25 protein-coding genes and 1 pseudogene are annotated in these 24,930 nt (G+C 76.8%); 12 read left to right on the forward strand and 14 right to left on the reverse strand.

What is annotated here, in order from left to right:
• Positions 1-23: 23 nt before the first annotated feature.
• Entirely contained in the window at positions 24-647 is a 624-nt protein-coding gene (locus ACI79A_RS04235; RefSeq protein WP_457080260.1) for an MSMEG_1061 family FMN-dependent PPOX-type flavoprotein, read from the reverse strand.
• Between the two features lie 61 nt (positions 648-708).
• On the opposite strand from ACI79A_RS04235, the pseudogene ACI79A_RS04240 reads away from it, so the two are divergent.
• A pseudogene (locus tag ACI79A_RS04240) lies at positions 709-1,059 on the forward strand (acyl-CoA thioesterase); the annotation flags it as partial.
• 37 nt (positions 1,060-1,096) lie between these two features.
• Here ACI79A_RS04240 and ACI79A_RS04245 read toward each other — a convergent pair.
• The 5 genes from ACI79A_RS04245 to ACI79A_RS04265 form a co-directional block, all read right to left on the reverse strand.
• On the reverse strand, positions 1,097-2,596 hold the full coding sequence (locus ACI79A_RS04245; RefSeq protein ID WP_457080262.1) for a cobyric acid synthase: 1,500 nt from the start codon (positions 2,594-2,596) through the stop codon (positions 1,097-1,099).
• Positions 2,597-2,699: 103 nt separating this feature from the next.
• Complete coding sequence (locus ACI79A_RS04250; protein ID WP_457080264.1) at positions 2,700-3,365, reverse strand: lysophospholipid acyltransferase family protein; 666 nt, start codon at positions 3,363-3,365, stop codon at positions 2,700-2,702.
• Positions 3,366-3,485: 120 nt separating this feature from the next.
• Positions 3,486-4,199: a PAS and ANTAR domain-containing protein gene (locus ACI79A_RS04255; protein ID WP_457080266.1), complete on the reverse strand. Its 714-nt coding sequence runs from the start codon at positions 4,197-4,199 to the stop codon at positions 3,486-3,488.
• A 219-nt stretch (positions 4,200-4,418) separates the two neighbouring features.
• The gene (gene yczR, locus ACI79A_RS04260) at positions 4,419-5,867 is read right to left on the reverse strand and encodes a MocR-like transcription factor YczR (protein WP_457080268.1); all 1,449 of its coding nucleotides are present in this window, start codon (positions 5,865-5,867) and stop codon (positions 4,419-4,421) included.
• Between the two features lie 263 nt (positions 5,868-6,130).
• A complete protein-coding gene (locus tag ACI79A_RS04265) occupies positions 6,131-7,153 on the reverse strand; it encodes a cobalamin biosynthesis protein (RefSeq protein ID WP_457080270.1) in 1,023 nt (340 codons plus the stop codon).
• Between the two features lie 45 nt (positions 7,154-7,198).
• Here ACI79A_RS04265 and def point away from each other — a divergent pair, with 45 nt between their 5' ends.
• From def to cobM, 3 genes are all read left to right on the forward strand, one after another.
• Positions 7,199-7,756 carry a peptide deformylase gene (def, locus tag ACI79A_RS04270; RefSeq protein ID WP_457080272.1) on the forward strand — a complete coding sequence of 186 codons (558 nt, stop codon included), beginning with the start codon at positions 7,199-7,201 and terminating at the stop codon, positions 7,754-7,756.
• A gap of 119 nt (positions 7,757-7,875) precedes the next feature.
• The gene (gene cbiE, locus ACI79A_RS04275; protein WP_457080274.1) at positions 7,876-9,084 is read left to right on the forward strand and encodes a precorrin-6y C5,15-methyltransferase (decarboxylating) subunit CbiE; all 1,209 of its coding nucleotides are present in this window, start codon (positions 7,876-7,878) and stop codon (positions 9,082-9,084) included.
• A gap of 76 nt (positions 9,085-9,160) precedes the next feature.
• Entirely contained in the window at positions 9,161-9,901 is a 741-nt protein-coding gene (cobM, locus tag ACI79A_RS04280; RefSeq protein ID WP_457080276.1) for a precorrin-4 C(11)-methyltransferase, read from the forward strand.
• On the opposite strand, the gene ACI79A_RS04285 is transcribed toward cobM, so the two are convergent.
• Positions 9,898-10,980 carry a cobalt-precorrin-5B (C(1))-methyltransferase gene (locus tag ACI79A_RS04285; protein WP_457080278.1) on the reverse strand — a complete coding sequence of 361 codons (1,083 nt, stop codon included), beginning with the start codon at positions 10,978-10,980 and terminating at the stop codon, positions 9,898-9,900. The two genes, cobM and ACI79A_RS04285, sit on opposite strands and share 4 nt — an antisense overlap.
• 95 nt (positions 10,981-11,075) lie before the next feature.
• On the opposite strand from ACI79A_RS04285, the gene ACI79A_RS04290 reads away from it, so the two are divergent.
• The 7 genes from ACI79A_RS04290 (at position 11,076) to ACI79A_RS04320 (ending at position 17,983) form a co-directional block, all read left to right on the forward strand.
• A complete protein-coding gene (locus tag ACI79A_RS04290) occupies positions 11,076-11,801 on the forward strand; it encodes a cobalt-precorrin-6A reductase (RefSeq protein ID WP_457080280.1) in 726 nt (241 codons plus the stop codon).
• Positions 11,789-12,439, forward strand: coding sequence for an HAD hydrolase-like protein (locus ACI79A_RS04295; RefSeq protein ID WP_457080282.1), 651 nt, complete (start codon positions 11,789-11,791; stop codon positions 12,437-12,439). Before ACI79A_RS04290 ends, ACI79A_RS04295 begins: the two co-directional genes overlap by 13 nt.
• Positions 12,440-12,656: 217 nt before the next feature.
• Positions 12,657-13,562 carry a hypothetical protein gene (locus ACI79A_RS04300; RefSeq protein ID WP_457080284.1) on the forward strand — a complete coding sequence of 302 codons (906 nt, stop codon included), beginning with the start codon at positions 12,657-12,659 and terminating at the stop codon, positions 13,560-13,562.
• Between the two features lie 121 nt (positions 13,563-13,683).
• A complete protein-coding gene (locus ACI79A_RS04305; RefSeq protein WP_457080286.1) occupies positions 13,684-14,334 on the forward strand; it encodes a maleylpyruvate isomerase family mycothiol-dependent enzyme in 651 nt (216 codons plus the stop codon).
• A 54-nt stretch (positions 14,335-14,388) separates the two neighbouring features.
• Positions 14,389-14,673, forward strand: a complete 285-nt coding sequence (locus ACI79A_RS04310) for a VOC family protein (protein WP_457080288.1) — start codon at positions 14,389-14,391, stop codon at positions 14,671-14,673.
• Positions 14,674-14,702: 29 nt separating this feature from the next.
• Positions 14,703-16,400 carry an ABC transporter gene (locus ACI79A_RS04315; protein ID WP_457080290.1) on the forward strand — a complete coding sequence of 566 codons (1,698 nt, stop codon included), beginning with the start codon at positions 14,703-14,705 and terminating at the stop codon, positions 16,398-16,400.
• Positions 16,397-17,983 carry a GTPase gene (locus ACI79A_RS04320; RefSeq protein ID WP_457080292.1) on the forward strand — a complete coding sequence of 529 codons (1,587 nt, stop codon included), beginning with the start codon at positions 16,397-16,399 and terminating at the stop codon, positions 17,981-17,983. The genes ACI79A_RS04315 and ACI79A_RS04320 overlap by 4 nt, the downstream gene beginning before the upstream one ends.
• 74 nt (positions 17,984-18,057) lie before the next feature.
• Here the strand turns inward: ACI79A_RS04320 and ACI79A_RS04325 are convergent, their stop codons facing one another.
• The 7 genes from ACI79A_RS04325 to ACI79A_RS04355 all read right to left on the reverse strand — a co-directional run bounded on the left by ACI79A_RS04325 (position 18,058) and on the right by ACI79A_RS04355 (position 24,246).
• Positions 18,058-18,456 carry a VOC family protein gene (locus tag ACI79A_RS04325; protein ID WP_457080294.1) on the reverse strand — a complete coding sequence of 133 codons (399 nt, stop codon included), beginning with the start codon at positions 18,454-18,456 and terminating at the stop codon, positions 18,058-18,060.
• A gap of 39 nt (positions 18,457-18,495) precedes the next feature.
• Complete coding sequence (locus ACI79A_RS04330; protein ID WP_457080296.1) at positions 18,496-19,734, reverse strand: MFS transporter; 1,239 nt, start codon at positions 19,732-19,734, stop codon at positions 18,496-18,498.
• Between the two features lie 40 nt (positions 19,735-19,774).
• On the reverse strand, positions 19,775-20,179 hold the full coding sequence (locus tag ACI79A_RS04335; RefSeq protein WP_457080298.1) for a hypothetical protein: 405 nt from the start codon (positions 20,177-20,179) through the stop codon (positions 19,775-19,777).
• Positions 20,180-20,182: 3 nt separating this feature from the next.
• Positions 20,183-21,679 carry a precorrin-2 C(20)-methyltransferase gene (locus tag ACI79A_RS04340; RefSeq protein WP_457080300.1) on the reverse strand — a complete coding sequence of 499 codons (1,497 nt, stop codon included), beginning with the start codon at positions 21,677-21,679 and terminating at the stop codon, positions 20,183-20,185.
• A 37-nt stretch (positions 21,680-21,716) separates the two neighbouring features.
• Positions 21,717-22,337, reverse strand: coding sequence for a precorrin-8X methylmutase (locus ACI79A_RS04345; RefSeq protein ID WP_457080302.1), 621 nt, complete (start codon positions 22,335-22,337; stop codon positions 21,717-21,719).
• Positions 22,337-23,542, reverse strand: coding sequence for a precorrin-3B synthase (gene cobG, locus ACI79A_RS04350; protein ID WP_457080304.1), 1,206 nt, complete (start codon positions 23,540-23,542; stop codon positions 22,337-22,339). The genes ACI79A_RS04345 and cobG overlap by 1 nt, the downstream gene beginning before the upstream one ends.
• A gap of 74 nt (positions 23,543-23,616) precedes the next feature.
• The gene (locus ACI79A_RS04355) at positions 23,617-24,246 is read right to left on the reverse strand and encodes a DUF4383 domain-containing protein (protein ID WP_457080306.1); all 630 of its coding nucleotides are present in this window, start codon (positions 24,244-24,246) and stop codon (positions 23,617-23,619) included.
• A gap of 293 nt (positions 24,247-24,539) precedes the next feature.
• Here ACI79A_RS04355 and ACI79A_RS04360 point away from each other — a divergent pair, with 293 nt between their 5' ends.
• Positions 24,540-24,884 carry a tetratricopeptide repeat protein gene (locus tag ACI79A_RS04360; protein ID WP_457080308.1) on the forward strand — a complete coding sequence of 115 codons (345 nt, stop codon included), beginning with the start codon at positions 24,540-24,542 and terminating at the stop codon, positions 24,882-24,884.
• Positions 24,885-24,930 lie beyond the last annotated feature (46 nt).

Raw genomic sequence — 24,930 nt, forward strand, 5'->3', positions numbered from 1 at the left:
GGGCGGCGCGCCGTCGACCGGGACTACAGCTCCTGGGCGAGCTCCGCGCGGATCGTCGCGTCGTCGGGCAGCGGGGTGTCCAGCCGGCAGTGCTCCCGCAGCACCTCGCCGAACGGCGTCATCGTCGACCGGTCGACGTGCGTGCTCGGGTCCCACAGCCCCGAGCGCATGACCGCCTTGCCGCACTGGAAGTAGACCCGCTGCACCTGCAGCACCAGCACCGAGCGGGGCGGCCGGCCGAACTCGGTCAGGTCGACGCCCAGGTCGTCCGGGCCGACGAGCGACGTCGTGCCGAACACCTTGAGCGTCTCCTCCGCGCCGGGCACGAAGAACAGCAGCGCGGCCCGCGGGTTCTCCGCCAGGTTGCGCAGACTGTCGACGCGGTTGTTGCCGGTGCGGTCGGGCAGCGCGAGGCGGTGCTCGTCGAGCACGTGCACGAAGCCCGGGTCGCCGCCGCGCGGGCTGATCTCCGGCCAGCCGTCGGCACCGGCGGTGGAGAGCGTGGCGAAGGGGGAGAGCCCGATGAACGCGGCGCAGTGCCGGTCGACCCGGTCGATCTCCTTGTCCAGCACCAGCTGGCTGGGCGGGCGGTAGCCGGCGAGCACCTCCTGGTCGGAGCGCGCGGTCCCGGCGAGGCTGCTGTCCACGTCCCGACGGTAACGGTCGGGCGGTCGCCGTCGGTCGGTAGCGTGGCCGCCCGTGCCCGAGGTGTGGAGTGCCCCCGTCCGCTTCGTCGAGTGCGACCGGCAGGGCGTCGTCTTCAACGGCCACTACCTGACCTGGGCCGACGAGGCGCTGGGCGCGTGGTGGCGGGCCGCCGGGGTCGACTGGGCGGCGCTGAACGCGGCCGGCGTCGAGTACTACGTGCGGGCCAGCTCCCTGGAGTGGACGGCCCCGGCCCGGCACGGCGACGTGGTGGCCGTCGACGCCGACCTGGAGCGGCTGGGCACCACGAGCGTGACGCTGCGGTTCACCGTCCGGGTGGCCGGGCGCACGTGCTGCACCGTCCGGTCGACCTACGTGGTGACCACCGCCGGCCGGCCGGTGCCCTGGCCGGACGACGTCCGCGCGCTGCTCACGACGGCCGACGGAGCGGTCAGCGCGGGCCGGGACCGGACGGCAGCACCGGCAGGTCGGCCGGTGGGCCGGACTCGAGCAGGCGCCACAGCGCGTCGGTGTCCGCGTGGTCGGCGATCAGGTCGCCCAGCGCGTCCAGCCGGGCCTCGCGGACGGCGGCGAAGTCGGTGTCCGCCGCCGCGGTGAACCGGCGACCGGCGAGCCCGGCGACCTCGGTGAGGAACGCCCGGCGGAACCCGTCGTTCTCCAGCGCGCCGTGCCACGTCGTCCCGAACACCGCCCCGGCCCGGGCGCCGTCCAGGAACGGCTCGGCGGTGCCGTCCACGGTGACCACGCCGTGATGGATCTCGTACCCCCGCACGGGCTGGCCGAGCGCCGAGCCCACCGGGCGGGCCAGGGTCTTCTCCCGCGCGAAGCGCACCTCGGTGGGCAGCAGCCCGAGCCCGGGCACGACGCCGGCCCGGGACTCGACCTCGTCGGTGATGGTCCGGGCGAGCATCTGGTGGCCGCCGCAGATGCCGAGCACCGGCCGGCCCTCGGCGGCCCGCCGGGAGACGGCGTCGGCGAGGCCGGTCTCGCGCAGCCAGCGCAGGTCGGCGACGGTGGACCGGGTCCCGGGCAGCACCACCAGGTCGGCGTCGGCGAGCTCCTCGGGACGGGTGGCCCAGCGCAGCAGCACGCCGGGCTCGGTGGCGAGCGCGTCCAGGTCGGTGAAGTTGGACAGCCGGGGCAGCCGGGCGACCGACACCCGCAGCACGTCCTCCCCGTGCGGCGGGCCGGCGGGGGCTCGGACGGCGTCGACGCCCAGGGAGTCCTCGACGTCCATCTCCAGCCCGCTGCGCCAGGGGAGCACCCCCAGGGCCGGCCGGCCGGTGAGGTCGCGCAGCTGGTCCAGGCCGGGGGCGAGCAGCCGGGCGTCGCCGCGGAACTTGTTGACCAGGAAACCGGCGACCAGCCGCTGGTCGGCCGGTGGCATCAGGGCGACGGTGCCGTACAGCGCGGCGAACACGCCGCCGCGGTCGATGTCGCCGACCACCACGACCGGCAGCTGCGCGGCGGTGGCCAGGCCCATGTTGGCGATGTCGTCGGCGCGCAGGTTGATCTCGGTGGGGGAGCCGGCGCCCTCGCAGACCACCACGTCGAACCGGGACCGGAGGTCGGCCAGGCAGGCCAGCGCCTGCTCGAGCAGGGCGGCCTTCATCGGCCGGTAGGACAGCGCCGTGACGTCGGCGACCGGCTTGCCCAGGACGACGACCTGGCTGGCGTTCTCCCCGCCCGGCTTGAGCAGCACCGGGTTCATCGCCGCCTCCGGCTCGACCCGGGCGGCCGCGGCCTGCATCACCTGCGCCCGGCCGATCTCCGCGCCGTCGGCGGTGACCATGGAGTTGTTGCTCATGTTCTGCGCCTTGAACGGTGCGACCGACACGCCCTGGCGCACCAGCCAGCGGCAGATCCCGGCGGTGACCACGGACTTGCCGGCGTCGGAGGTGGTGCCGGCGACGAGCAGTGCGCCGCTCACCTGCGCCCCCCGTTGATCATCGGCGAACGGTCGCCGACACGCCGGTGGGGCGTGACCGGATGCCGATGATCAACACGGCGGGAGGGCGTGCGGCGGCCGGGGGTCATGCGGCGGTCGGCGTGGTGCCCCAGCCGGCCTTCTCCTGGCCGGAGAGCTCGGCGATCGCCTCCATCACCCGGTCGGTGACCTCGCGGCGGGCCTTCGCCTTGCCCGCCATGCCGCGGTGCTCGGGGAAGGTCAGCGGCTCGCCGAAGGTGACCCGGATCCGGTGCGGGCGCGGCCAGCGCGCGTCGATCGGCTGCACCCGGTCGGTGCCGTGCACGGCGACCGGGACCACCGGGCAGTCGGCGGTGAGCGCCAGCCAGGCCACGCCGGTCTTGCCCCGCGCCAGCCGGCCGTCCCGGGACCGGGTGCCCTCGGGGTAGATGCCGAAGGCGCCGCCGGCGCGGAGCACCCCCATCGCGGTGTCCAGCGCGGCCTGCGCCGCCCGGGAGGCCTCGCGCTCCACCGGGAGCGCGCCCAGCGCGGTGAACAGCGTCCGGGTCAGCCAGCCCCCGATGCCCGAACCGCGCCAGTACTCGGCCTTGGCCAGGTAGCCGACCCGGCGGGGGGCCATCAGCGGGATGACGATGCTGTCGATGAACGAGAGGTGGTTGCTGGCCAGGATGACGGGCCCGGTGGCCGGCACGTTCTCCCGGCCGACGACGGTGGGCCGGAAGGCCACGAGGAACAGCGGCCGCAGCACGAACCGGGCGAACAGGTAGAACACGCGCCGGCCTCCCCTCGCTCGTCCCGCACCCGGACCGGGCTCCGGTGCCGGGCGGTCCCGGCATCTTCTCCGACGGGCGCCGGGGCGGGACGAGCGGGGGCCGACGGAACGGCTGCCGGGTCAGACGCTGCGGTCGGGCGGGCAGGCGTCGTGCAGGATCTCGCGGACGTCGGCGGGCAGGGGGCGGCGGCCGCTGGCCGAGTCGATGATCGACGCCGCGACGTCGCGCACCTTCCGGTGGGTGTGGCTGGAGATGTGCGCGAGCAGGTCGAAGGCGACCTGGTCGCCGCAGCGCATCAGCAGCATCAGGATGCCCTTGGCCTGCTCGATGGCCGCCCGGCTGGCCATGGCGGTGCGCAGCTGCTCGACCTCGGTCTCCAGCCGGTGCACCTGGTCGGCGGGGGCCGCGGCCGGCGGGCGGGCGCGCTCCTCGGTCAGGTCGACGAGCAGGCCGGCGAGCGCGACGACCCTGCCCGACCCGTCGGTCTCCGGCTCGCAGACCAGCAGGACGCAGCGCACCTGCCCGTCGGGACGGACCAGCCGGTGCTCACGGGTGAACGGGGCGCCCGTGGTGCTGGCGACGCCCAGCGCCGTCCGGACGGCCGGGTGGTCGTCGGGGTGCACCTGCGAGAGCAGCAGCTGGGCCGACGGCGCGACGGCGGCCGGGTCCAGCCCCTGCAGGGCGACGAGCTCGGGCGAGCACGACCACTGCCCGGTGACCAGGTCGCCGCGGAAGCGCCCGGTCAGCCGGCCGGTGGAGGCGCGGAGGTGCTCCCCGACCGAGCGGGCAGCGGGGATCGTGCTGTGGGTGGCGGTCGTGGTGGAGGAGGGCATCGACTCGACCGATCTCGACAGTGCACCTGGGTCCTGCCGGTGGGACCCTCCGCACGCCGTGCTCTCGACGGGGGAGCGCCCATCGCCCCGGTGGGCGACCACGCTGGGAAGTTACCGAGCTGAGGCGTTCCGCGCACGGGGACCCGGGGCGGCGTGGTCCAGCACCCCGGTGCCGTCGTGACCAGGCGTGATGGTGCCGCGACGGTCCGGCGGCGGACGTCAGACGACGGTGCGCGGCGCCGGCGTCCGGCCGCGCTCACTGCGCAGCTCACCGGCGAGCCCGGCCAGTACGTCGACGGCGGTGCGCAGCTGCTCGGCCGGCCGGGTGAAGGGGAGCCGGAGGTGGTCGTCGAAGGCATGGCCGGTGCCGAAGACCCGCCCCTCGGCCAGCAGCACCCCCCGCGGTGCGGCGGCGGCCGCCAGCGCGGCGGAGCTGAGCCCCGGCGGCAGGGCGCACCACACCGACAGCCCGCCGCCCGGTGGGTGCACCCGCCACTCCGGCAGCTGCTCGGCGAGGGCGGTCAGCAGTGCGGCCCGCTGGGCGCGCAGCTGCTCGCGGCGCTCGGCGAGCACGGCGTCCAGGTCGCGCACCAGCACGGTGGCGGCCAGTTGGTCGAGCAGGCCCACGGAGAGCTGCCGGCGGGCGAGCACCCCGGCCAGCCGGGCGGCCAGCGCGGCGTCGGTGCGCAACCAGCCGATCCGCAGCCCGCCCCACACCGCCTTGGCCAGTCCGCCGAGGGTGACCGTGGCGGCGTCGGGCAGCCCGGCGGCGTACGGCGGCAGCGGGCCGTCGTCCAGGTACAGCTCGGCGCACACCTCGTCGACGACGGTGAGCACTCCCTGCTGCCAGAGCGTGGCGGCCAGCCGGCGCCGCCCGGCCGCCGACATCCGCGCGCCCGTGGGGTTGGTGAAGTCCGGCATCAGGTAGGCCAGCCGCGGACCGCTCTGCCGGACCGCCAGGTGCGCGGCCTCGACCAGCGCGTCGGGGTGCTCCGCATCCACCGCCACCGGCACCAGCCGGGCGCCGGCGCCCTCGACGACCCGCAGCGCACCGGGGTAGCTGGGGTGCTCGACCAGCACCCGGTCGCCGGGCTCCAGCAGCGCCTCGGCGACGACGGCGGCGGCGTCGCCCACCCCGGCGGTGACCACGATCTGCTCCGGGTCGGTGGGCAGCCCGCGCTCGGTGAACCGCTCGGCGATCGCCGTCCGCAGCTCGGGCAGCCCGCCGGGGGCGTAGCCGTGCCCGGTTGTGAGCGCGGGCAGCTGCTCCAGCGCCGCCCGGTAGGCGGGCTCGAGCTGGGAGGTCGCGGCGGGCGCGGCGTGGGCGAGGTCGATGTGCCCGGGAGCGTCGGTGGGCAGCCAGTCGCCGGCCGGGGCGCCGCCGGGTGGCTCCAGGACGGTGCCCGAGCCGTGCCGGGTCCGCGCCCAGCCCTCCTCGCGCAGCACCCGGTAGGCCGAGGCGACGGTGACCCGGCTGGTGGCCAGCGCGGTGGCCAGGTCGCGTTCGGCGGGCAGCCGAGTCCCGGGTGCGAGCCGGCCCGCGTCGACCAGTTCCCGGATCCGCCGGGCCAGCCCGGCGTACCGGGGCGTCGGCAGGGTGGTGACCGCCCCGACCAGGGTGGCCAACTCCTGCGCCGGAGTGGACTGCTCGACGACCCCGGGTGGCATGGCGCCACCATGCCGGATTGGACCGCTTTCCACCAGCCCGGAGGGTGCCACTGTCAGCCCATGAGCCCTGCTGGCGGACTGACCGTCCTGATCGTCCTGTTCCTGGCGCTGGGTGTGCTGGCCGGGCACACCCTGCTGGTCACGCTGCGCGGCGGCCTCGGGCCCGCCGACCCGCCGGCCAGCCACCCGAACGTCGACCCGGCCGGTTTCCCGGTGCCGCCGGAGCCGCGGGGCGTGCTGCCCCGGCACCCGGCGCAACCGCGTCAGGCGCGCGGTCCCCGGCGGAGCCGGCTGGTGTCACGGCGGAGCCGGCTGGTGTCACGGCGGAGCCGGCTGGTGTCACGGCGGAGCCGGGCGGTGACGGCCAGGCTCGCGGCGGTCAGCCACACCGTCCGGGACAGGCGCGCCGCGCGGCGGATGTCCGGGCGGACCGGCGGCTGACCGTCGCCGAGCGGCGGTCGCTCCTCGACCCGGCTGCCGTACACGTTGCGCCCGCCCAGCCGCAGGCCCAGGGCCCCGGCCAGGGCGGCCTCGCAGCGCCCGGCGTTCGGGCTGGGGTGGGCGGCGCTGTCCCGGCGCCAGGCGCGCCACGCGCCGGCGGCCGACCCGCCGGTGAGCGGCGCGGCCGCCACCGTCAGGGCAGCGGTGAGCCGGGCCGGCACCCAGTTGAGGACGTCGTCCAGCCGGGCCGACGCCCAGCCGAAGCGCTCGTACCGGGCCGACCGGTACCCGACCATCGCGTCCAGGGTGTTGGCCGCGCGGTAGCCGAGCAGCCCCGGCAGCCCGGCCACCGCGCCCCAGAACAGCGGCGCGACGGCGGCGTCGGAGGTGTTCTCCGCGACCGACTCCACCGTGGCCCGGACCAGCTCCGCCTCGCCCAGCGCGCTCGGGTCCCGGCCGGCCAGGGTGGGCAGGTGCCCGCGCGCCGCGGCCAGGTCACCGGCGTCGAGGTGGCCCGCCATCGTGGCCGCTGCCCGGTCCAGCGAGGTGCCGCCGAGCACCGCCCAGGTGGCCAGTGCGGTCACCGCCGTCCGGGCGGCCGGGGAGGCGGCGGTGCCCCGGGCCAGGGCGGCGCCCAGCGCCGTCGCCGTCCCGACGCACGCGGCGGTGTAGGTGATGCCCGTGGCCCGGCCGTCGCGCCAGATCCGGCGCTCCAGCGCGCCTGCCGCGCGGCCGAAGCCGGCGACGGGGTGGAGGCGGCGCGGGTCGGCGAGCAGCAGATCGGCCGCGGCGCCCAGCGCCAGCCCCGCGGCGGTCGCGCGGCGGAGGGCGGAGGGGCTGGACATCGCGGCCACTGTAGGGAACCGGGGCATTCCCTAGGATCGACGGTCATGCGCCTGCCCGGCCGTTACGACGGCGTCGCCCGGCCGATCGTCACCTACGGCAGCAACCCCGTGCTGCACCGTCCCTGCGCCCCGGTCACCGTCTTCGACCGGGCGCTGCGGCACCTGGTGCTGGACATGTTCGCCAGCATGCAGGCCGCTGACGGCGTGGGGCTGGCGGCCAACCAGATCGGCGTCGACGCGCGGGTGTTCGTCATCGACTGCCCGGACGCCGACGAGGAGGACGTCGTCGGTTACGTGGTCAACCCGGAGCTGACGATCCTGGGCCCGGTCGGCGACGAGCCGGCGACGGAGACCACCCCGGAGGGCTGCCTGTCGGTGCCCGGCCCGTACGCCGACCTGCCGCGGGCCTTCCGGGCGCGGGTGGACGGCGTCGACGTGCACGGCGACCCCGTCTCGATCGAGGCGACCGGGATGGCCGCGCGCTGCCTGCAGCACGAGGTCGACCACCTCAACGGCACCGTCTACGTCGACCTGCTGCCCGAGGAGCTGCGCGAGCGGCTGCTGGCCGAGGCCGCGGGCCCGGAGGGCGAGCTCCCCGCGTGACGACCGTCGCCGGACGGCTCCGAACCGCGCCTTCCACGCTCTTCGCACCCTTTCCACGCACTGCAGCACGGGGGGGAGCGCGCGAAGAGCGTGGAAGGCGGGGCGGGTGAGGAGGCCCCGTGAGCTGGACCGTCACCGTGGTCGGGATCGGCGCGGACGGCTGGGACGGCCTCTCACCCGCCGCGCAGCGCGCGATCGCGGACGCCCAGGTGCTGCGCGGCAGCGCCCGGCAGCTGGAACTGGTGCCCCCGGACGTCGTCGCCGACCGGGTGCCCTGGCCCTCGCCGATGACGCCCGCGCTGGCCGGGCTGCCGCGCGCGCACCCGGGGCGCCGGGTCGTCGTGCTGGCCAGCGGTGACCCGATGCTCTCCGGCGTCGGCACCTCGCTGGTCCGGCTGTTCGGCGCCGGCGCCGTCGACGTGGTGCCGCACCCGTCGTCGGTGACCCTGGCCTGCGCCCGGCTGGGCTGGGCGGTGGAGGAGACCACCGTCGTGACCGTCGTCGGCCGCCCGGTCTCGGCGGTCCTCCCGCACGCGACTCCCGGACGGCGGCTGCTGGTGCTGGGCTCGGACACCCGGACGCCGGCGGACCTCGCCGCCCTGCTCGCCGGGGCGGGGTACGGCGCCAGCCGGCTCACGGCCCTCGCCCAGCTCGGCGGCCCCGCCGAGCGGCGGTTCACCGGCACCGCCGCCGGGTGGCCGCACCCGGAGACCGACCCGCTGGTGCTCACCGCCGTCGAGGTGGCCGTCGACCCGGGCACCGTGCCGCTGCCGACCGTGCCGGGCCTGCCCGACGACGCCTACGAGTCCGACGGGCAGCTGACCAAGCGCGACGTCCGGGCGGTCACGCTGGCGCGGCTGGCCCCGCTGCCCGGCCAGCTGCTGTGGGACGTCGGGGCCGGCGCCGGGTCGATCGGCATCGAGTGGATGCGCGTGCACCCGACCTGCCGGGCCGTCGCCGTGGAGGCCGAGCCCGCCCGGGCCGACCGCGTCGGGCGGAACGCGGTGCGGCTCGGTGTCCCCGGCCTGCAGGTGGTGCGCGGCCGGGCACCGGAGGCGCTGGCCGGGCTGCCGGACCCCGATGCCGTCTTCGTCGGCGGCGGGGCCACCGTGCCCGGCGTGCTGGACGACTGCTGGGCGGCGCTGCGGCCGGGCGGCCGGCTGGTGGTGAACGCGGTGACCCTGGAGAGCGAGGCGCTGGTGGCCCAGTGGCGGGCCCGGGTCGGTGGGGAGCTGACCCGGCTGTCGGTGGCCCACGCCCAGCCGGTCGGCGGCTTCACCGCCCTCCGCCCTGCCCTGCCCGTGACGATCTGGAGCGTGACCCGATGACCTCGCTCTCCGCGCCGAAAGCGCACCTGCGGACCTCGCTTTCCGCGCGGAAAGCGTGGCTCGAGGGGGTGGCCGCGTGACCGTGCACTTCATCGGCGCAGGGCCCGGCGCCGCGGACCTGATCACCGTGCGGGCGGCCCGGATCATCGCGGCCAGCCCGGTGTGCCTGTACGCCGGCGCGCTGGTGCCGCGCGAGCTGTTGGACACCGCCCCCGAGGGTGCCCGGCTGGTCGACACCGCCGACCTGGATCTCGACGCGATCACCGCCGAGCTGGTCGCCGCGCACGAGGCGGGGCTCGACGTCGCCCGGCTGCACTCCGGCGACCCCTCCGTCTACAGCGCGATGGCCGAGCAGATGCGCCGGCTGGACGCCGCCGGGGTGCCCTACGACGTCGTCCCGGGCGTGCCGGCGTTCGCGGCGGCGGCGGCCAGCCTGAAGCGGGAGCTGACCGTGCCGGGGGTGGCGCAGACCGTCGTCCTCACCCGGACATCGGCCCGCTCGACGCCGATGCCGCCGGGGGAGGAGCTGGCCGCCTACGCCGCGACCGGCGCGACGCTGGTGCTGCACCTGGCCGTGCAGCGCATCGACGAGCTCGCCCCCGAGCTGGCCGCCCACTACGGCGCGGACTGCCCGGTCGCGGTGGTGGCGAAGGCCAGCCGGGACGACGAGCTCACCCTGCGCGGCACGCTCGCCGACATCGCGCAGCAGGTCGCCGACGCCGGGGTGCGGCGCACCGCCGTCGTGATCGTCGGCCGGGTGCTCGCCGCCGGCGAGTTCCCCGACAGCCACCTCTACTCGACGACGCGATGCCGTTAGCCGCGCCCCACGATCACGCCGGCCCGGTCGATCACCACGACGTCGACCTCGACCGGCGCGCCGAGCAGCACGCCCTCCGCCGTCCGGCGGGCGCCGGCGGCGACCAGGTCGCCCAGCGGCAGCCCGGCGGCCTGGCACTGCCGCAGCGCGTCCAGCGCGGTGTTCGCCGCGCGCACGCCCTCGACCAGCTCCGGCGCGGCCCCGGCGTCGGCCACGAGCTGGGCCAGCGCGGTGAACGACACCTGCGAGCGGGCCGAGTGCAGGTCCAGGTGCCCCTCGGCCAGCTTGGCGAGCTTGCCGATGCCGCCGCTGATCGTCAGCCGGGGCACCGGGTGGCGGCGCAGGTACTTCAGCACCGCCCCGGCGAAGTCGCCCATGTCCAGCAGCGCGTCGTCCGGCAGGCCGTACAGCTCCTGCGCGACCCGCTCGCTGGTCGACCCGGTGCACCCGGCCACGTGCTCCCGGCCGGCGGCGCGGGCGACGTCGATGCCGCGGCGGATCGAGTCGATCCAGGACGAGCAGGAGTAGGGGACGACGACGCCGGTGGTGCCCAGCACCGACAGCCCGCCGAGGATCCCCAGCCGCGGGTTCCAGGTCCGCCGCGCCAGCTCCGCGCCGTTCTCGATCGACACCTCGACGACGACGTCGCCGGTGCCGCCGTGCTCGCGCGCCACCGCGGCCACGTGCTCGCGGATGAACTGCCGGGGCATCGGGTTGATCGCCGGTTCGCCCACGGCCAGCGGCAGGCCGGGCTTGGTCACCGTGCCCACGCCCTCCCCGGCGCGGAAGAGCACCCCGCTGCCCGGCTCGCCGGCGGTGACCCGCGCCGACACCAGGGCGCCGTGGGTGACGTCGGGGTCGTCGCCGGCGTCCTTCACCACGGCCGCCCAGGCGCTGCCGGGCGCCAGGGACTCGCGGGCCAGCGCGAACGCCGGGTGCCGGTCGTTGGGCAGGTCGATCTGCACCGGGTCGGGGAACTCGCCGGTGAGCAGCGCGGTGTAGGCGGCGGTGGTGGCCGCGGTCGCGCAGGCACCCGTCGTCCAGCCGTGCCGCAGCCCGCTGGCACCGTCCCTGCTCACGGGCACATGGTGCACCGCCACCGAGTGCCGACCTGCCGACGCCTCGCCCGCGGGGCAGGCGTCGACTGCTCGACACTCGGCGACGGGGGGACGGCGTGACCGGTCAGGTGCTGGTGTTGGGCGGCACCGGCGAGGCGCGGCGGCTGGCGGCGGCGCTGCTCGCCCGGGGGGTCGACGTCCTGAGCAGCCTGGCCGGGCGGGTCGCCGACCCGGTGCTGCCCGAGGGGCCGGTTCGGATCGGCGGGTTCGGCGGCCCCGACGGGCTGGCCGCGTGGCTGGCCGAGCACGCGCCGCGCGCCGTCGTCGACGCCACCCACCCGTTCGCCGCGCGGATCACCGCCAACGCCGCGGCCGCGGCGGCCCGGCAGGGCACCCCGCTGCTGCGCTTGCAGCGCCCCGGCTGGACGCCGGGCCCGGGGGACACCTGGCGATTTGTCGACACATCGACCCAGGCCGCCGAGGCGGTCGCCGGCTACCGCAGCGTCTTCCTGACCACCGGCCGGCAGGGCGTGGGGGTCTTCGCCGGGCTGCCCGGGCGGGTGCTGGTCCGCTCGGTCGACCCGCCCGACGAACCGCTGCCCGCCGGGGCGACGCTGCTGCTGGACCGCGGGCCGTTCAGCGTCGCCGACGAGCTGGTGCTGATGCGCGACCACGCGGTCGACGTCGTCGTCACCAAGGACTCCGGCGGGCACCTCACCGAGGCCAAGCTGGTCGCCGCCCGCGAGCTCGGCATCCCGGTGGTGCTGATCCGCCGTCCGCCGCTGCCGCCCGGCGTCGAGACGGTGGCGACGGTGGAGGAGGCGCTCGCGTGGCTGCGGTGAGGTTGGTGCTGTTCGACCTCGACGGCACGCTGGTCGACTCCACGCCCGGCATCTGGGCCTCGATCCGGGTGGCCGCCGCGGAGCTGGGGCTGCCCGCGCCCACCGAGGCGCAGCTGCGGTCGATGGTCGGGCCACCGCTCTGGGAGGGCTTCGCCGCCGCGTTCGGGATCACCGGGGACGACGTCGACCGGGCGGTGGCCGCTTACCGGGCGCACTACACGGCCGGCGCGATCCTGCAGGCCCCGGTGTACCCGGGCATCGCCGATCTGCTGGCCGAGCTGACCGACGGCGGTGCTCGGCTGGCGGTGGCGACCAGCAAGCCCGAGCCGTTCGCCGTCCGGATCCTGGAGCACACCGGGCTGCTGCCGCGGTTCGCGAGCGTGCACGGCGCGACGCTGGACGGGCGGGTGCGGCACAAGGAGCAGGTGGTGGCCGCCGCCCTCGCCGCGCACCCGGACGGCGAGCGCCCGGTGCTGGTGGGCGACCGGTTGCACGACGTGCTGGGGGCGCGGGCGCACGGGCTGCCCTGCATCGGCGCCGGCTGGGGCCCGGCACCGCCGGGCGAGTTGGAGGCCGCCGGCGCGGCCGCGGTCGTCGCGACCCCGCGCGAGGTCCCGGGAGCGTTGGGCTGCCTCTGACCAGGTCGCGATGCGTCCCGGGGACGGCTCGCTGCGGGGTGGTTTCGCCGACCTGACGCTGCTGCCGTGCCCCCGCCCGGCCATCAGTCGACGTCGGTGGTCTGGTGTCGACGGTCGCAGGGAAGCGCTTCGCGCTCAGCTCGCAGCGGCGGAAGAGCCGAGCGGGCGCGCGGTCGACCGGCAGTGTTGGTGTCCTCCGATCGTCGAGACTGGCGCCGTGGCCACCCTGGAGCACCGCGTCGACGAGTTCCTGCGGGCCCCGTTGGCCGCTGCGTTCCTCGTGCTGGCTGCCCGCAACGACCTGGGCACCGACCAGCTGGCCGACCCCGCCACGGCGTGCACGCTGGCCAGCGCTGCCCTGTGCGAGCTGAACCCCTGGAGCGGCGGTCGTCGACCGGCCGCCGTTCGTGCCGACGTCCTGGCGGACGCGCGACCGTTGCTCGCCGACGTGCTGGCCGACGTGCTGGCCGACGAGCGCAACAGCTGGTGGGACGCCCCGCTGCAGCGCGATGCGCAACTGCTGCTGACCGGCCGGGAGGACCGCCGACCCGGGCCGTTCGACGTGGCCGTGCCGACCGGGCCGCTCAGCGGGTGGGAGACGTACGCACAGAAGCCCGCGCACGCACTGATCACCTCCACCGAGCTGGCGGTGCCGGCCGACGAGCCGATCCGGTCCAGCGCACACGCCGAACTGGCCTGCGGGTGCAGCGACTGGGATGCGGTCTACCCCGTGGCCGAGCAGCGCCTGCGGGTTGCCGAGCGCGCCCGCGTCGCCGAGGTCCACTCCGCCGGCGACTGGCACGACCTGTGCGCCCGTTACGGCGATCCGGCCACCCACCACGGCTCGGACGCCAACCTGCGCGATGCGGCCGGCATCGACAACGGCCTGGCTCCGACCTGGAGCGCTCTCGCCGCCGACCACGACGGGGTCCACCTCAGCTTCGCCGGCCTGCTCAGCGCCCTGTACGTCCCTGTCAGCAGTCCGGACGTCGGGACGACGACGCTGTGGGCGTGGAACTGGGAGTGCACCCACTGGGTCCGCTCGGTGTTCACCGCGGCCGCAGCCATGCCGGAGCTGACCGAGTCACCGCCGGCCGCGGACCACTGGCTGCGGCTGGGCTGACCGGCACCACCGTTCGCCGTCGCCGAGCACCAGCTGCTGCCTCCCGCCGACCGGACCGATGACTTCCGCGGGCAGGTCGGGTCCTCCCTCCGGCAGCGACCGATGCGACAGGAAGGACCCCGTGCCCGACGCCACGCTCACCACCGAGGACCTGTGGGCAGCCGCCCACGCAGAACGCGCCGCCCTGGCAGCGGACCTGACCGAGCTGACGCCGGCGCAGTGGGCCCGGCCCTCCCTGTGCGGGCGCTGGACCATCGAGCAGGTGCTCGCCCACCTGACCGCCGCGGCCAGCACCGGACGCGGCCGCTGGCTGGCCAGCATGCTCGCCGCACGGTTCGACGCCGACCGGCACAACGACCGCCGGATGGCCGAGCAGCGAGGCGCCGACCCCGCCGCCACCCTGGCGCGCTTCCGGGCGGTCGTTCCCAGCACCACCGCCCCGACCGGGCACACCGCCGCCTGGCTCGGCGAGGTGGTCGTGCACGCCCAGGACATCCGCCGCCCGCTCGGCCTGACCGCCGCTCCGCCGGTGCCGGTGGTCACCGCGGTGGCGCGCTTCTACGCCTCCCGGGACTTCGCCGTGAACAGCCGGACCGCGGCCCGGGGCCTGCGTCTGGCGGCCACCGACGGCCCGTTCACCGCCGGGGACGGGCCGTCGGTCACGGGCACGACCCTGGCGCTGACCATGACGATGGCCGGTCGCGCGACCTTCTGCGACGACCTGACCGGGCCGGGTGTGCCCGTGCTGCGGGAGCGGTGCACGCCCGGCTGAGCGGGACGGCGGGATCAGTCGACGCCGACGTGGTGGCGGAACCGAGCATCGGTGGTGACGGGGGCAGATCGACGTCTGCCGGAGGCCACGACGGTCGAGAACCGGCTGCACCTGGACCTGCGGGCCGACGGGGCCACGACCGCCGCGGAGCAGGACCGGCTGCTGGCCCTCGGTGCCTGCCGCGTCGACGTCGGCCAACCCGACGACGACGCCAGCTGGACGGTGCTGGCCGACCCGAAGGGCAACGATGGAAGGACCCCTCTGCCCCCCGCACCTCGCAGGCTCGGCACGGGCCCCTGCAGAGGGACCAGCCGCACGGTGCAGGAGGCGGAGGAGTGACCAGTGCCCCGGCGGGCTAGGAACGGGCGGTGACGAGCCCTCCGCTGACCGACGCGCTCCAGGCGCTGCGCGACGAGGTCGCCGCCGCGCCGCTCGGGCTGGCCACCCCCGGGCGGGACGCCGCGGCCCGCACCGCCGCCGACGTCGTGCACCAGGTCGACGACTACCTGCTGCCCCGGCTGCGCGACCTGGACGCCCCGCTGCTCACCGTCGTCGGCGGCTCCACCGGCGCCGGGAAGTCGACCCTGGTCAACAGCCTGCTGCGGGCGCACGTCACCGCGCCGGGCGTGCTGCGCCCCACCACCCGGGCGCCCGTGCTGGTCTGCGCCCCCGCCGACCGGGCGGCGTTCGCCGGTGACCGGGTGCTGCCCGGGCTGGCCCGCACCACCGGGGGTGCGGCCGGTCCGGGCGGGCTGCAGCTGGTCACCCACGACGGGCTGCCGGCCGGGCTGGCGCTGGTCGACGCCCCCGACGTCGACTCGGTGGTGGAGGCCAACCGCGACCTGGCCGGGCAACTGCTCGCCGCCGCCGACCTGTGGGTGTTCGTGACCACGGCGGCCCGCTACGCCGACGCCGTCCCCTGGGACCTGCTGCGCACCGCCCAGGAGCGGGGCACCGCGCTGGCCGTCGTCCTGGACCGGGTGCCCCCGGAGGCGGCCACCGAGGTGGCCGGTGACCTCGCCGGGATGCTCGAGCGCGGCGGGCTGGGCGCAGCCCGGCTGTTCGTCGTGGAGGAGCGGCCGCTGACCGAGGGGTTCCTGCCCGAGGAGCAGGTCGGCCCGCTGCGCGCGTGGCTGCACGGCCTCGCCGCCGACGCCGAGCAGCGCGCCGCCGTCGTCCGGCAGACCCTCGCCGGGGCGCTGGCCAGCCTGGACGAGCGTGTCACCGCCGTCGAGGCGGGGGTGGTCGAGCAGGCCACCGCCGCGGAGGCGCTGGTCACCGCCGCCGACGCCAGCTACGCCCGGGCCCGGGCCGCGGTCGACGAGGGCGTGGGCAACGGCAGCCTGCTGCGCGGGGAGGTGCTCTCCCGCTGGCAGGAGTTCGTCGGCACCGGGGAGTGGATGCGCTCGCTGCAGGGTCAGGTCGGCCGGTTGCGCGACCGGCTCACCGCCTCGCTGACCGGCCGGCCCACCCCGGCCGACTCGCTGCAGGGTGCGCTGGAGTCCGGCGTGGAGCTGCTGCTGCGCGCGGAGGCCGACGCCGCCGCCGAGCGCACGGTCACCAGCTGGCGGTCGCTGCCCGGCGGGCCGGATCTGCTCGCCGGGCGGGAGGCCGAGCTGGAGGGCGTCTCGCCGCACTTCACCGGTGCGGCGGCCGACGCCGTCCGCGACTGGCAGGGCACCGTGCTGGAGCTGGTGCGGACGGAGGGCGCCGGCAAGCGCTCCCGGGCCCGGCTGCTGTCCTGGGGGGTGAACGGCGCCGGCGCGGTGGTGATGGTCGCGGTCTTCGCCTCCACCGCCGGGCTCTCCGGCGCCGAGGTGGTCGTCGCCGGGGGTACGACCGCGCTGGGCCAGCGGGTGCTGGAGGCGGTGTTCGGCGACGCCGCCGTCCGGGAGCTCGCCGCCCGCGCGCGGGCCGACCTCGACGCCCGCGCCGACGTGCTGCTGCGCGAGGAGCAGGCCCGCTTCGACGAGCTGCTGGCCGACGCCGCCCCCGCGCCCGGGGCCGCCGACCGGCTGCGCGCCGCCGTCGCCGCGCTCGCGGCCGCCCGCGGGGCAGCCGCGTGAGGCGGCGGGAGACCTCGCTCGCCGACCGGTTGGGCGCGCTGCGCGAGGCGGTCGAGGTGGCCGAGGGCCGGCTGGAGGTGCCCGAGGTCGGCGCCGCGCGGTCGCTGCTGGCCAAGGCCGGGGCGCGAGAGGCGCTCGGCGACGCCACCGTCGTCGCGCTGGCCGGGGCCACCGGCAGCGGCAAGTCCACGCTGTTCAACGCGCTGAGCGGCAGCGAGGTGAGCACCCCGGGCGTGCGGCGGCCGACCACCGGCATCGCGCACGGCAGCGTCTGGGGCGCCGACGGCGCCGACCGGCTGCTCGACTGGCTGGAGGTACCCCGCCGGCACCGCGTCGACCAGGGGGACCCCGCACTGGACGGGCTGGTGCTGCTCGACCTGCCCGACCACGACAGCATCCGGGTGGAGCACCGGCTGGAGGTCGACCGGCTGGTGCAGCTGGTCGACGTGCTGGTCTGGGTGCTCGACCCGCAGAAGTACGCCGACGCCGCCGTCCACTCCCGCTACCTGGCGCCGCTGGCCGGGCACGCCGGGGTGCTCGTCGTCGTCCTCAACCAGGTCGACCGGCTGGACGAGGCCGCCGCCCGTGCCTGCCTGGCCGACCTGCGCCGCCTGCTGGGCGCCGAGGGGCTGGCCGGCACGCCGCTGCTGGCCACCGCCGCCCGCACCGGCGCCGGGCTGCCCGAGCTGCGCGCGGAGCTGGCCCGCCGGGTCGGCGCCCGCCGGGCCGCGACCGACCGGCTGGCCGCCGACGCCCGGAGTGCCGCCGCCGGGCTCGCCGCGCACTGCGCGCCCGACGCCGGACCCGACCGCAGCCGGGACCGGAGCGAGCGGGAGGGGCTGGTCGGAGCGCTGGCCGATGCCGCCGGCGTGCCCGCGGTGGCCACGGCGGTCGAGCAGTCGGCCCGCCGCCGCGGCGCCGAGCACACCGGCTGGCCGGTGCTGCGCTGGACGTCGAAGCTCCGCAGCGACCCGCTGCGCCGGCTGCACCTGGGCTCCGAGGCCGCCCGCACGTCCCTGCCCCCGGCCGGAGCGGTGCAGCAGGCGGCGCTCGGTGCGGCGCTGCGCCGGGCCCGCGACGAGGCCGGCCACGGGCTGCCGCAGGCGTGGCGCGACGAGCTCCGGCGTACCGCGGAGGTGTCCCAGGAGCGGCTGGCCGACCGGCTGGACCGGGCCGTGGCCGGCACCGACCTGGGGCCGCAGCGCACCCCGCTGTGGCAGCGGGCCGTCGGCGGGCTCCAGTGGGTGCTCGCGCTGGTCGCGCTGGCCGGGGCGCTGTGGCTGCTCGGCCTCGTCGGGCTGGGGCTGCTGCAGCTGGACGACGTGGTGCCGCTGCCCCGGGTGGAGGGCATCCCGCTGCCCACGCTGCTCCTGGCCGGCGGGCTGCTGGCGGGGCTGCTGCTCGCGCTGGTGGCCCGCCCGCTGGTGCGCGCCGGGGCGCGACGGCGGGGCCGGCAGGCGCGCCGCCGGCTGCTCGACCGGGTGGCCGAGGTGGCCGACGCGGAGGTGCTCGAGCCGCTGGGGGAGGCCCGCGCCGACCACGACCGGTTCTGCGCCGCCGTCGGCCGCGCCGGAGCCGACTGACCCCTCCTCGCTTTCCGCGCAGAAAGCGGGGCGGACTCCCTCGCTTTCCGCGCGGAAAGCGAGGAGGGGGGGAGTCAGCCGGGCGTCGTCAGGCGGGACGGCGGGTGCTCGGCGAGGCAGAACGGGTTGCCCTCCGGGTCGGCCAGCGTCGACCACTGCACCCAGGGCACCTCGTCGAGCACGTCCCACTGGTGGGTGGCGCCCAGCGCGACCGCCCGGGCGACCTCCTCCTCGCGGCACCCCCACGGCACGGTGAGGTCGAGGTGCTGCCCCGGCCGCTCGGGCCGGGGGCCGGAGCGCGGCCGGAAGAACATGGCGAAACCGTCGGGCTCCCGGGCGGACACGAACACCCGGCCCTCGTGGTCGCCGACCACGGTGCCACCGAGCAGCTCCGCCCAGAAGCCCGCCAGTGCCCGCGGTGAGGTGGCCTCGACGTTCACCGATCCGAGGCTGATCGCGGTCGTGGCAGGCACGCGCCGAAAGTTACGGACGGGCGCCGGCCGGGACAACCGTCATCTGTCGTGGACCGGTTCCGGCCGCGGCTGCCCCACCGATGCCGGCGTGATCGCGGGCCGACGGCGGTGCAGCGCGAGCCCGGCGATCGCGGTCAGCGCGAGGACGATGACCACCGCGCCGTAGACCTCGGCGGTGGCCTCCAGGCCCACGGAGTTCGCGACGGTCCCGGCGGCGATCGCCGGCAGGCTGAACGCCAGGTAGCTGACGGTGAAGACCGCCGAGATCAGCGCCGCCCGCTGGCCCGGGTCGACGCCGGCGGTCACCGTGGCCATCGCCCCGAGGAAGGCGCCGCCGAACCCGAACCCGGAGACCACCGCGGCTGCGAAGAAGAGGGCCAGCGACCCGGTCCACAGGGCGGCGATCGTGCCGGCGACGCCGGTGGCGAACACCAGGGCGCCCACGGTCATCCCCCGGGTGGGGGCCATCGACCGCATGGTCAGCGACCCGATCACCCCGGTGCCGTTCAGCGCCAGGATCGGCAGCGCGCCGGTGACGTGGTCGGTGACCCCGAAGACGGTGGCGGCCAGCGACGGGCTGAGGGAGGCGTAGAGCCCACCCAGCGACCAGGTGGCGATCAGGCACGGCAGCACCAGCAGGAACGCTCGCCGCTGCGGCGCGGGCACGTGCACGCTCGGCACCAGGGAGGCCGCCAGCCCCGGCCGCCGGGGCGAGGTCTCGGGCAGCAGCAGCACCCAGGCCGCGGCGGCCAGGCAGAGCACGGTGAGCACCCCGAACACCCAGTCGGTGGGCTCCGGCACGAACTGCACGGCCAGGCCCGCGCCCACCGCGCCGAGGGAGAGGCCCAGCCCGGGGCCCGCGGAGTTGACCAGCGGGCCCAGCGGCCGCTCCGCGCGCTGGGTGTCCAGCAGGGCGGCGCCGAACGCGGCGGTCAGCGCCCCGGTGGCGAACCCCTGCACGACGCGGGCCACCAGCAGCCACCCCACGCCGTCGGCGGCCCAGAACAGCACCATCGACACCGCCTCGACCAGCAGTGCGACGGCCAGCACCGGCCGCCGTCCGACGTGATCCGAGAGGCTCCCCACCACCAGCAGGGAGAGCAGCAGCGCGAAGGCGTAGACGCCGAAGACGACGGTCAGCGTGCCCGAGCCGAAGCCGAACTCCTCGGCGTAGACCCGGTAGAGCGGGGAGGGGACACCCGAGGCCGCGAGCATCAGGATCAGCAGGACGGCGACCGACCAGAAGGCGGCCGGGCGGGAGAGCGTTCCTCGGGGCACGAACGGGTGCAAGGCCCAACCAGCCGGTCCTGTTCCCGGGTCAGCGGGTGAGGCGGCCGTCGGGGGTGGCGGTCAGCCCGGGCAGCACGGTCCACTCGCCGCAGCCGGGGCCGTTCGGCAACGCGACCTCCGTGTCGACCGGCGTCCCGGCCGACCACAGCTCCGCGCCGGCCGGGTCGTGCAGGGTGAGCGAGACGCGCACCGTCTCCTCGTCCGGGATCGGGCGGCCCCACCAGACGTCCGTCCGGGAGGTGGGGTCGGCGCCGAGCTCGACGTCGGCGCACTCCCCGCCCAGGCAGACGTGGGCGGTCGTGCCGGCCGGGAGGTCCAGGGCGGTGGTGTCCACGCCCACGCCGGTGTCCACGCCCATCTCGGTGCACGCCCGCCCGCCCGAGGAGCACCCGGCGAGCACCGTCCCGAGGACCAGCAGCACGACGGCGCGCACGGTTCAGCTGCCCGGGTAGCGGCGGCTGGTGAACACCTGGCCGGACGGCGTGACCCGGGTCTGGGTCGAGCCGATCAGCAGCAGGCAGCGCATGTCGACCGTCTCCGGGTCCAGCCCGGCCAGCGTCGTCACCCGCACCGACTCCTCCGCACCCCCGACGTCGCGGCCGACGACCACCACGGTGTCGGGGTCGCGGACGTCGAGCAGCGCCTTCTGCGCCTCGGCCAGCTGGTGCGGCCGGGCCTTGGAGCGCGGGTTGTACAGCGCGAGCACCAGGTCGGCCGCGGCCGCGGCGCGCAGCCGGCCGAGCACGACGTCCCAGGGCTTGAGGACGTCGGAGAGGCTGATCACCGCGAAGTCGTGCCCGAGCGGGGCGCCCACCCGCGACGCGACGGCCTGCGCGGCGGTGAGCCCGGGCAGCACCCGCACCTCGACGTCGGGGAAGCTCTCGGCCGCCACCTCGAGCACCGCGGCGGCCATCGCGAAGACGCCGGGGTCGCCGCTGGAGACCACCGCCACCCGGCGTCCGTCCCTGGCCAGCTGCAGGGCGGCGGCGGCGCGCTCGGCCTCCACCCGGTTGTCGCTGGGGTGCCGGGTCTGCCGCGGGTTGGCCGGGACCCGGTCCAGGTAGGGGCCGTAGCCGACCAGGTCGTCGGCCTCGGCCAGCGCCTCGGCGACCTCCGGCGTGGTCCAGGACCGCTTGCCGGGGCCGAGCCCGACGACGACGACCTCGCCGGTGCGCTGCGCCTCGTCGTCCGGGCGCTCGGGGGTGTTGCCCGGGCCGGTCAGCGGGCTGGGCAGCAGCGCGAGGGAGAAGTAGGGCACCGTCTCCGGGTCGACCTCGGCCAGCGGGGCGACCCGCTGCCGGCCGGTGGTGGCCCGCTCGACGTAGACGGCGCGGTCGAGCACCCCGGCGGCGTCGAAGGCGTCCCGGACGTTGCCGAACGTGCGGCCGAGCTTGAGCACCGCGGCGGAGTCGGTGGTGGCCAGCCACTCGGCGAGCTCGTCGGCAGGGAGGGTGCCGGGCAGCACGGTGAGCACCTCGTCGCGCTCGACCAGCGGCCGGCCGAGCACCGCCGCGGCACCGCTCACGCTGGTCACCCCGGGCACCACCTCGGTCGGGTAGCGGTGCGCCAGCCGCTTGTGCATGTGCATGTAGGAGCCGTAGAAGAACGGGTCGCCCTCGGCGAGCACGACGACGTCCCGGCCGGCGTCCAGGTGCGCGGCCAGCCGGGCGGCGGCGGCCTCGTAGAACTCGTCGATGGCCCCCTGGTAGCCGCCGGGGTGGTCGGTGGTCTCGGTGGTGACGGGGTAGACCAGCAGCTCCTCGACCTGGCCGCCGCGCAGGTACGGCTCGGCCAGCCCGCGGGCCACGGAGCGGCCGTGCTGGGCGGCGTGGAAGGCGACGACGTCGGCGGCGCCGATCAGCCGCGCGGCCTTGACCGTGACCAGCTCCGGGTCGCCGGGCCCCAGCCCGATCCCGTACAGCCGCCCGGTCACCGAGTCCCCCGTTCCGCCGGAATGGCCATTTCGGCGGTCACTCGACCGTGCTCGCGATCGCGTTGATCGCGGCGGCGGTGATCGCGCTGCCGCCGCGCCGGCCGCGGACGACGAGGAAGTCCAGGTCCGAGCCGGCCAGCGCCTCCTTGGACTCCACCGCGCCGATGAAGCCCACGGGGATGCCGATGACGGCGGCCGGCCGGGGGGCGCCGGCCGCGACCATCTCCAGCAGGTGGAACAGCGCGGTGGGCGCGTTGCCGATCGCCACGACGGCGCCGTCGAGCCGGTCGCCCCACAGCTCCAGCGCTGCGGCCGTGCGGGTGGTGCCGAGCTCGCGGGCCAGGTCGGGGGTGCGCGGGTCGTTGAGCGTGCAGACGACGTCGTTGTCCTTCGGCAGCCGCCGCCGGGTGACCCCCGAGGCGACCATCTGCGCGTCGCACAGCACCGGGGCGCCGGCGTGCAGCGCCTCCCGGGCCCTCGCCACGACGTCGTCGGACCAGGCCACGTCGGCGACCAGGTCGACCTGCCCGCAGGCGTGGATCATCCGGACGGCGACCTGGGCGACGTCGGCGGGCAGCCCGGAGAGGTCGGCCTCGGCGCGGATCGTGGCGAAGGACTGCCGGTAGATCTCGGCGCCGTCGTGCTCGTAGGAGTACATCAGTCCTTCTCGATGAGGTAACCGGTCGGCGTCGCGACGACGTCGACCACGCGGCCGGTCGGGCGACCGCACCGGCGGGCGCAACCGGCCCAGTGCTGTCGGGCGCCGCCGGCCGGCAGCGTGCCCGCGGCCACGGCGGCGGTGGCGTCGGCCCGCACGTCGGCCAGCGACTTCGCGCAGCCCGGCCGTCCGGCGCAGGCGGTGACCAGCCGCCACGGACTGCTCGGCTCGGCGACCAGGCCGGCACCGGTCAGCGCGGCTGCCGCCTGGTCGGCGTCGGCCAGGTCGGGGACGACGACGGTGCGCCAGGGGGTGACCTCGACCTGAGGTGCCAGGTCGGCGAGCAGTTCGGCCTGCTCGGCCGAGAGCCTGCCCAGCGGCACGACGACGGCGACGGCGCTGCGGCCGTCGTCCTGGGGCAGGACGCCGGCGGGCCCGGTGACCGGTGCGCTGACCCGCTCGCGGCCCGGGGCGTCCGGCCGCCGGCCGGTGAGCCGCTCGGTGACCCGCGCCCAGCCGTCGACCAGCTCGGCCAGCCGCCAGGCGGTGCCACCCTGGGCCGCACGCTCGGCGACGAACGCCGCGCTCGCGGCCAGCGCCAGGGCGACCGCGTCCCCGGGCCGGGCACGGACCCCGGAGTCAGCACCGCCGAGCAGCAGGGCGACGACGTCGGGGGCGAGGGCGAGCAGGGCGACGTCGGCGCCCAACCCCGCCACGTCGCCGCGGCCGTCGTCGAAGGCGACCAGGAACCGGCCGGGCAGCTCGGCGAGGGCGGGGTCGGCCAGCAGCGCGCTGTCGAAGGCGCGCACCCAGGGCCGGACGTCGAGGTGCCCGCCCCGCCGGCCGGAGAGGCTGCTGGCCAGCACGTTGCGCACCCGCTCGTGGGTGGCGCTGGGCAGCAGGCCCACCGCGGCCAGCCGCTCGCCCAGCTCGGTCTCGGCGCCGGCGGGCAGGCCCCGCAGCTGGAGGTTGCCGCGGCTGGTCAGCTCCAGGTGCCCGTCACCGAGGTCGCGGGCGGCGGCGGCCAGCGTGCGCAGCTGCCCCGCGGTCAGGCCGCCGCCGGGGACGCGCACCCGGGCCAGGCCACCGTCGGCGGCGGTGTGGGTCTGCAGCGCGCCGGGACACGCGTCGGCCCGGTCCCGCGCCGGCCCGGGGCCGGGCGGGGGGAGGGCGGTCTGTGCGGAGGACATCGCGACGGAGGACATGGCGTGGGCGAGGCTACTTCCCCGGATGCGGGGCCCTGCCGGACAGTCGGGGGCCTGCCCGGCAGGGCGGCTGGTCACCGCAGTGCGCGGCCGTCCATCTCCATCCAGACCCGGCGGCGGTCGGCGCGGGTGCGCACCTGGGCCATCGCGGTCACCCGGCGCTGCTGTTCCGGGGTCGCGCGGTGCTCCACGACGGCGAGCTCCGCATCGCGCATGGCCCGCTCGGCCTCGGCCTCCGCCGGGCTGGTGGGCAGCTCCTGGCCGGTGCCGTCGTCCTCGTCGGTCGCCGGCCGGTCGGCCCGGTAGGGGGAGTCCGCGGGCAGGTTGCCGCTGACCCGGCCGTAGGCGCCGAGGATCAGCAGCACCAGGCCGGCGCAGATCGAGAAGATGACGTTGGCCATGGAGAAGGCGAGGAAGTTCCAGTCGGTTTCCAGCAGCGCCATGTTGACCAGCGCGGAGACCAGGAACAGCGCGCCCACCACGATCATCACGGTGGAGGCGGTGCGGGAGCTGTGCAGTGCGGCGGCGACCAGCACCGCCGCGGTGACCAGCGAGATGGTCGACAGCAGGCCGTTGGAGGACAGGCCCAGGATGCGCTCGCCGTCGGTGGAGAAGTAGTCCAGTCCGTCGACGAGCCCCAGCACGCCGAAGACGGCGAGCACCGCGGCGACGACGACGGCGCCGATGCGGTGCACGGCGGGCACCGTCCGGGCGGTACCGGTGGCTGGGGCCTCGGCGGGTTCGGTGTGCTCGCCGGGGCTGGGGGAGGCGGTGGGGGGAGACGCGGTGCGGTGGCGCAGGGAGAGGGCCATGCGGGACTCCGGGAGTGGCAGGGCGTCGGGCCGGGCTGGCTCCGGCATCGGTCTCGTACCCAGGCGATCGCGGGCCATCCGGTCGTGGACACCCTTTCTTGTTTCGTTGCGTGATGAACCCGGCGCGCAGCGTGGCGGGGAAGCGCATGCCCGAGGCCCGTGTTGGTCCGGTCGGAAGGAGCGTCATGACCCAGCCGTTCGAGACCCAGCCGTTCGAGATCGACCTGCACTCCGAGTACCTGCGCGCCGACCTGTTCTTCGCCATGGGGCAGCCCACCGAGGCCGCCCGGGTCCTGGAGCCGGTGGTGGCCGCCGAGCCGGGCAACCAGGCAGCGCTCGAGCTGCTCGCCCGCAGCTACTACGGCGCCGCCCAGCTGGCCCGCGCCGAGGAGTGCCTGACCCGCCTGGTGGAGCTCGCGCCGGCCAACGGGTGGGCCCGCCGGGCGCTGGCCCGCACCCTGGAACGCCAGAGCCGAGGTGCCGACGCCGCCGTCCACCACCGGGTGGCCGACGCGCTCGGCGCGAAGTGAGCTGGTCGGGTCCGGCCTGAGCCAGGACACGGCGGGTGGAGTCGCG

Source organism: Modestobacter sp. SYSU DS0657 (assembly GCF_054050925.1).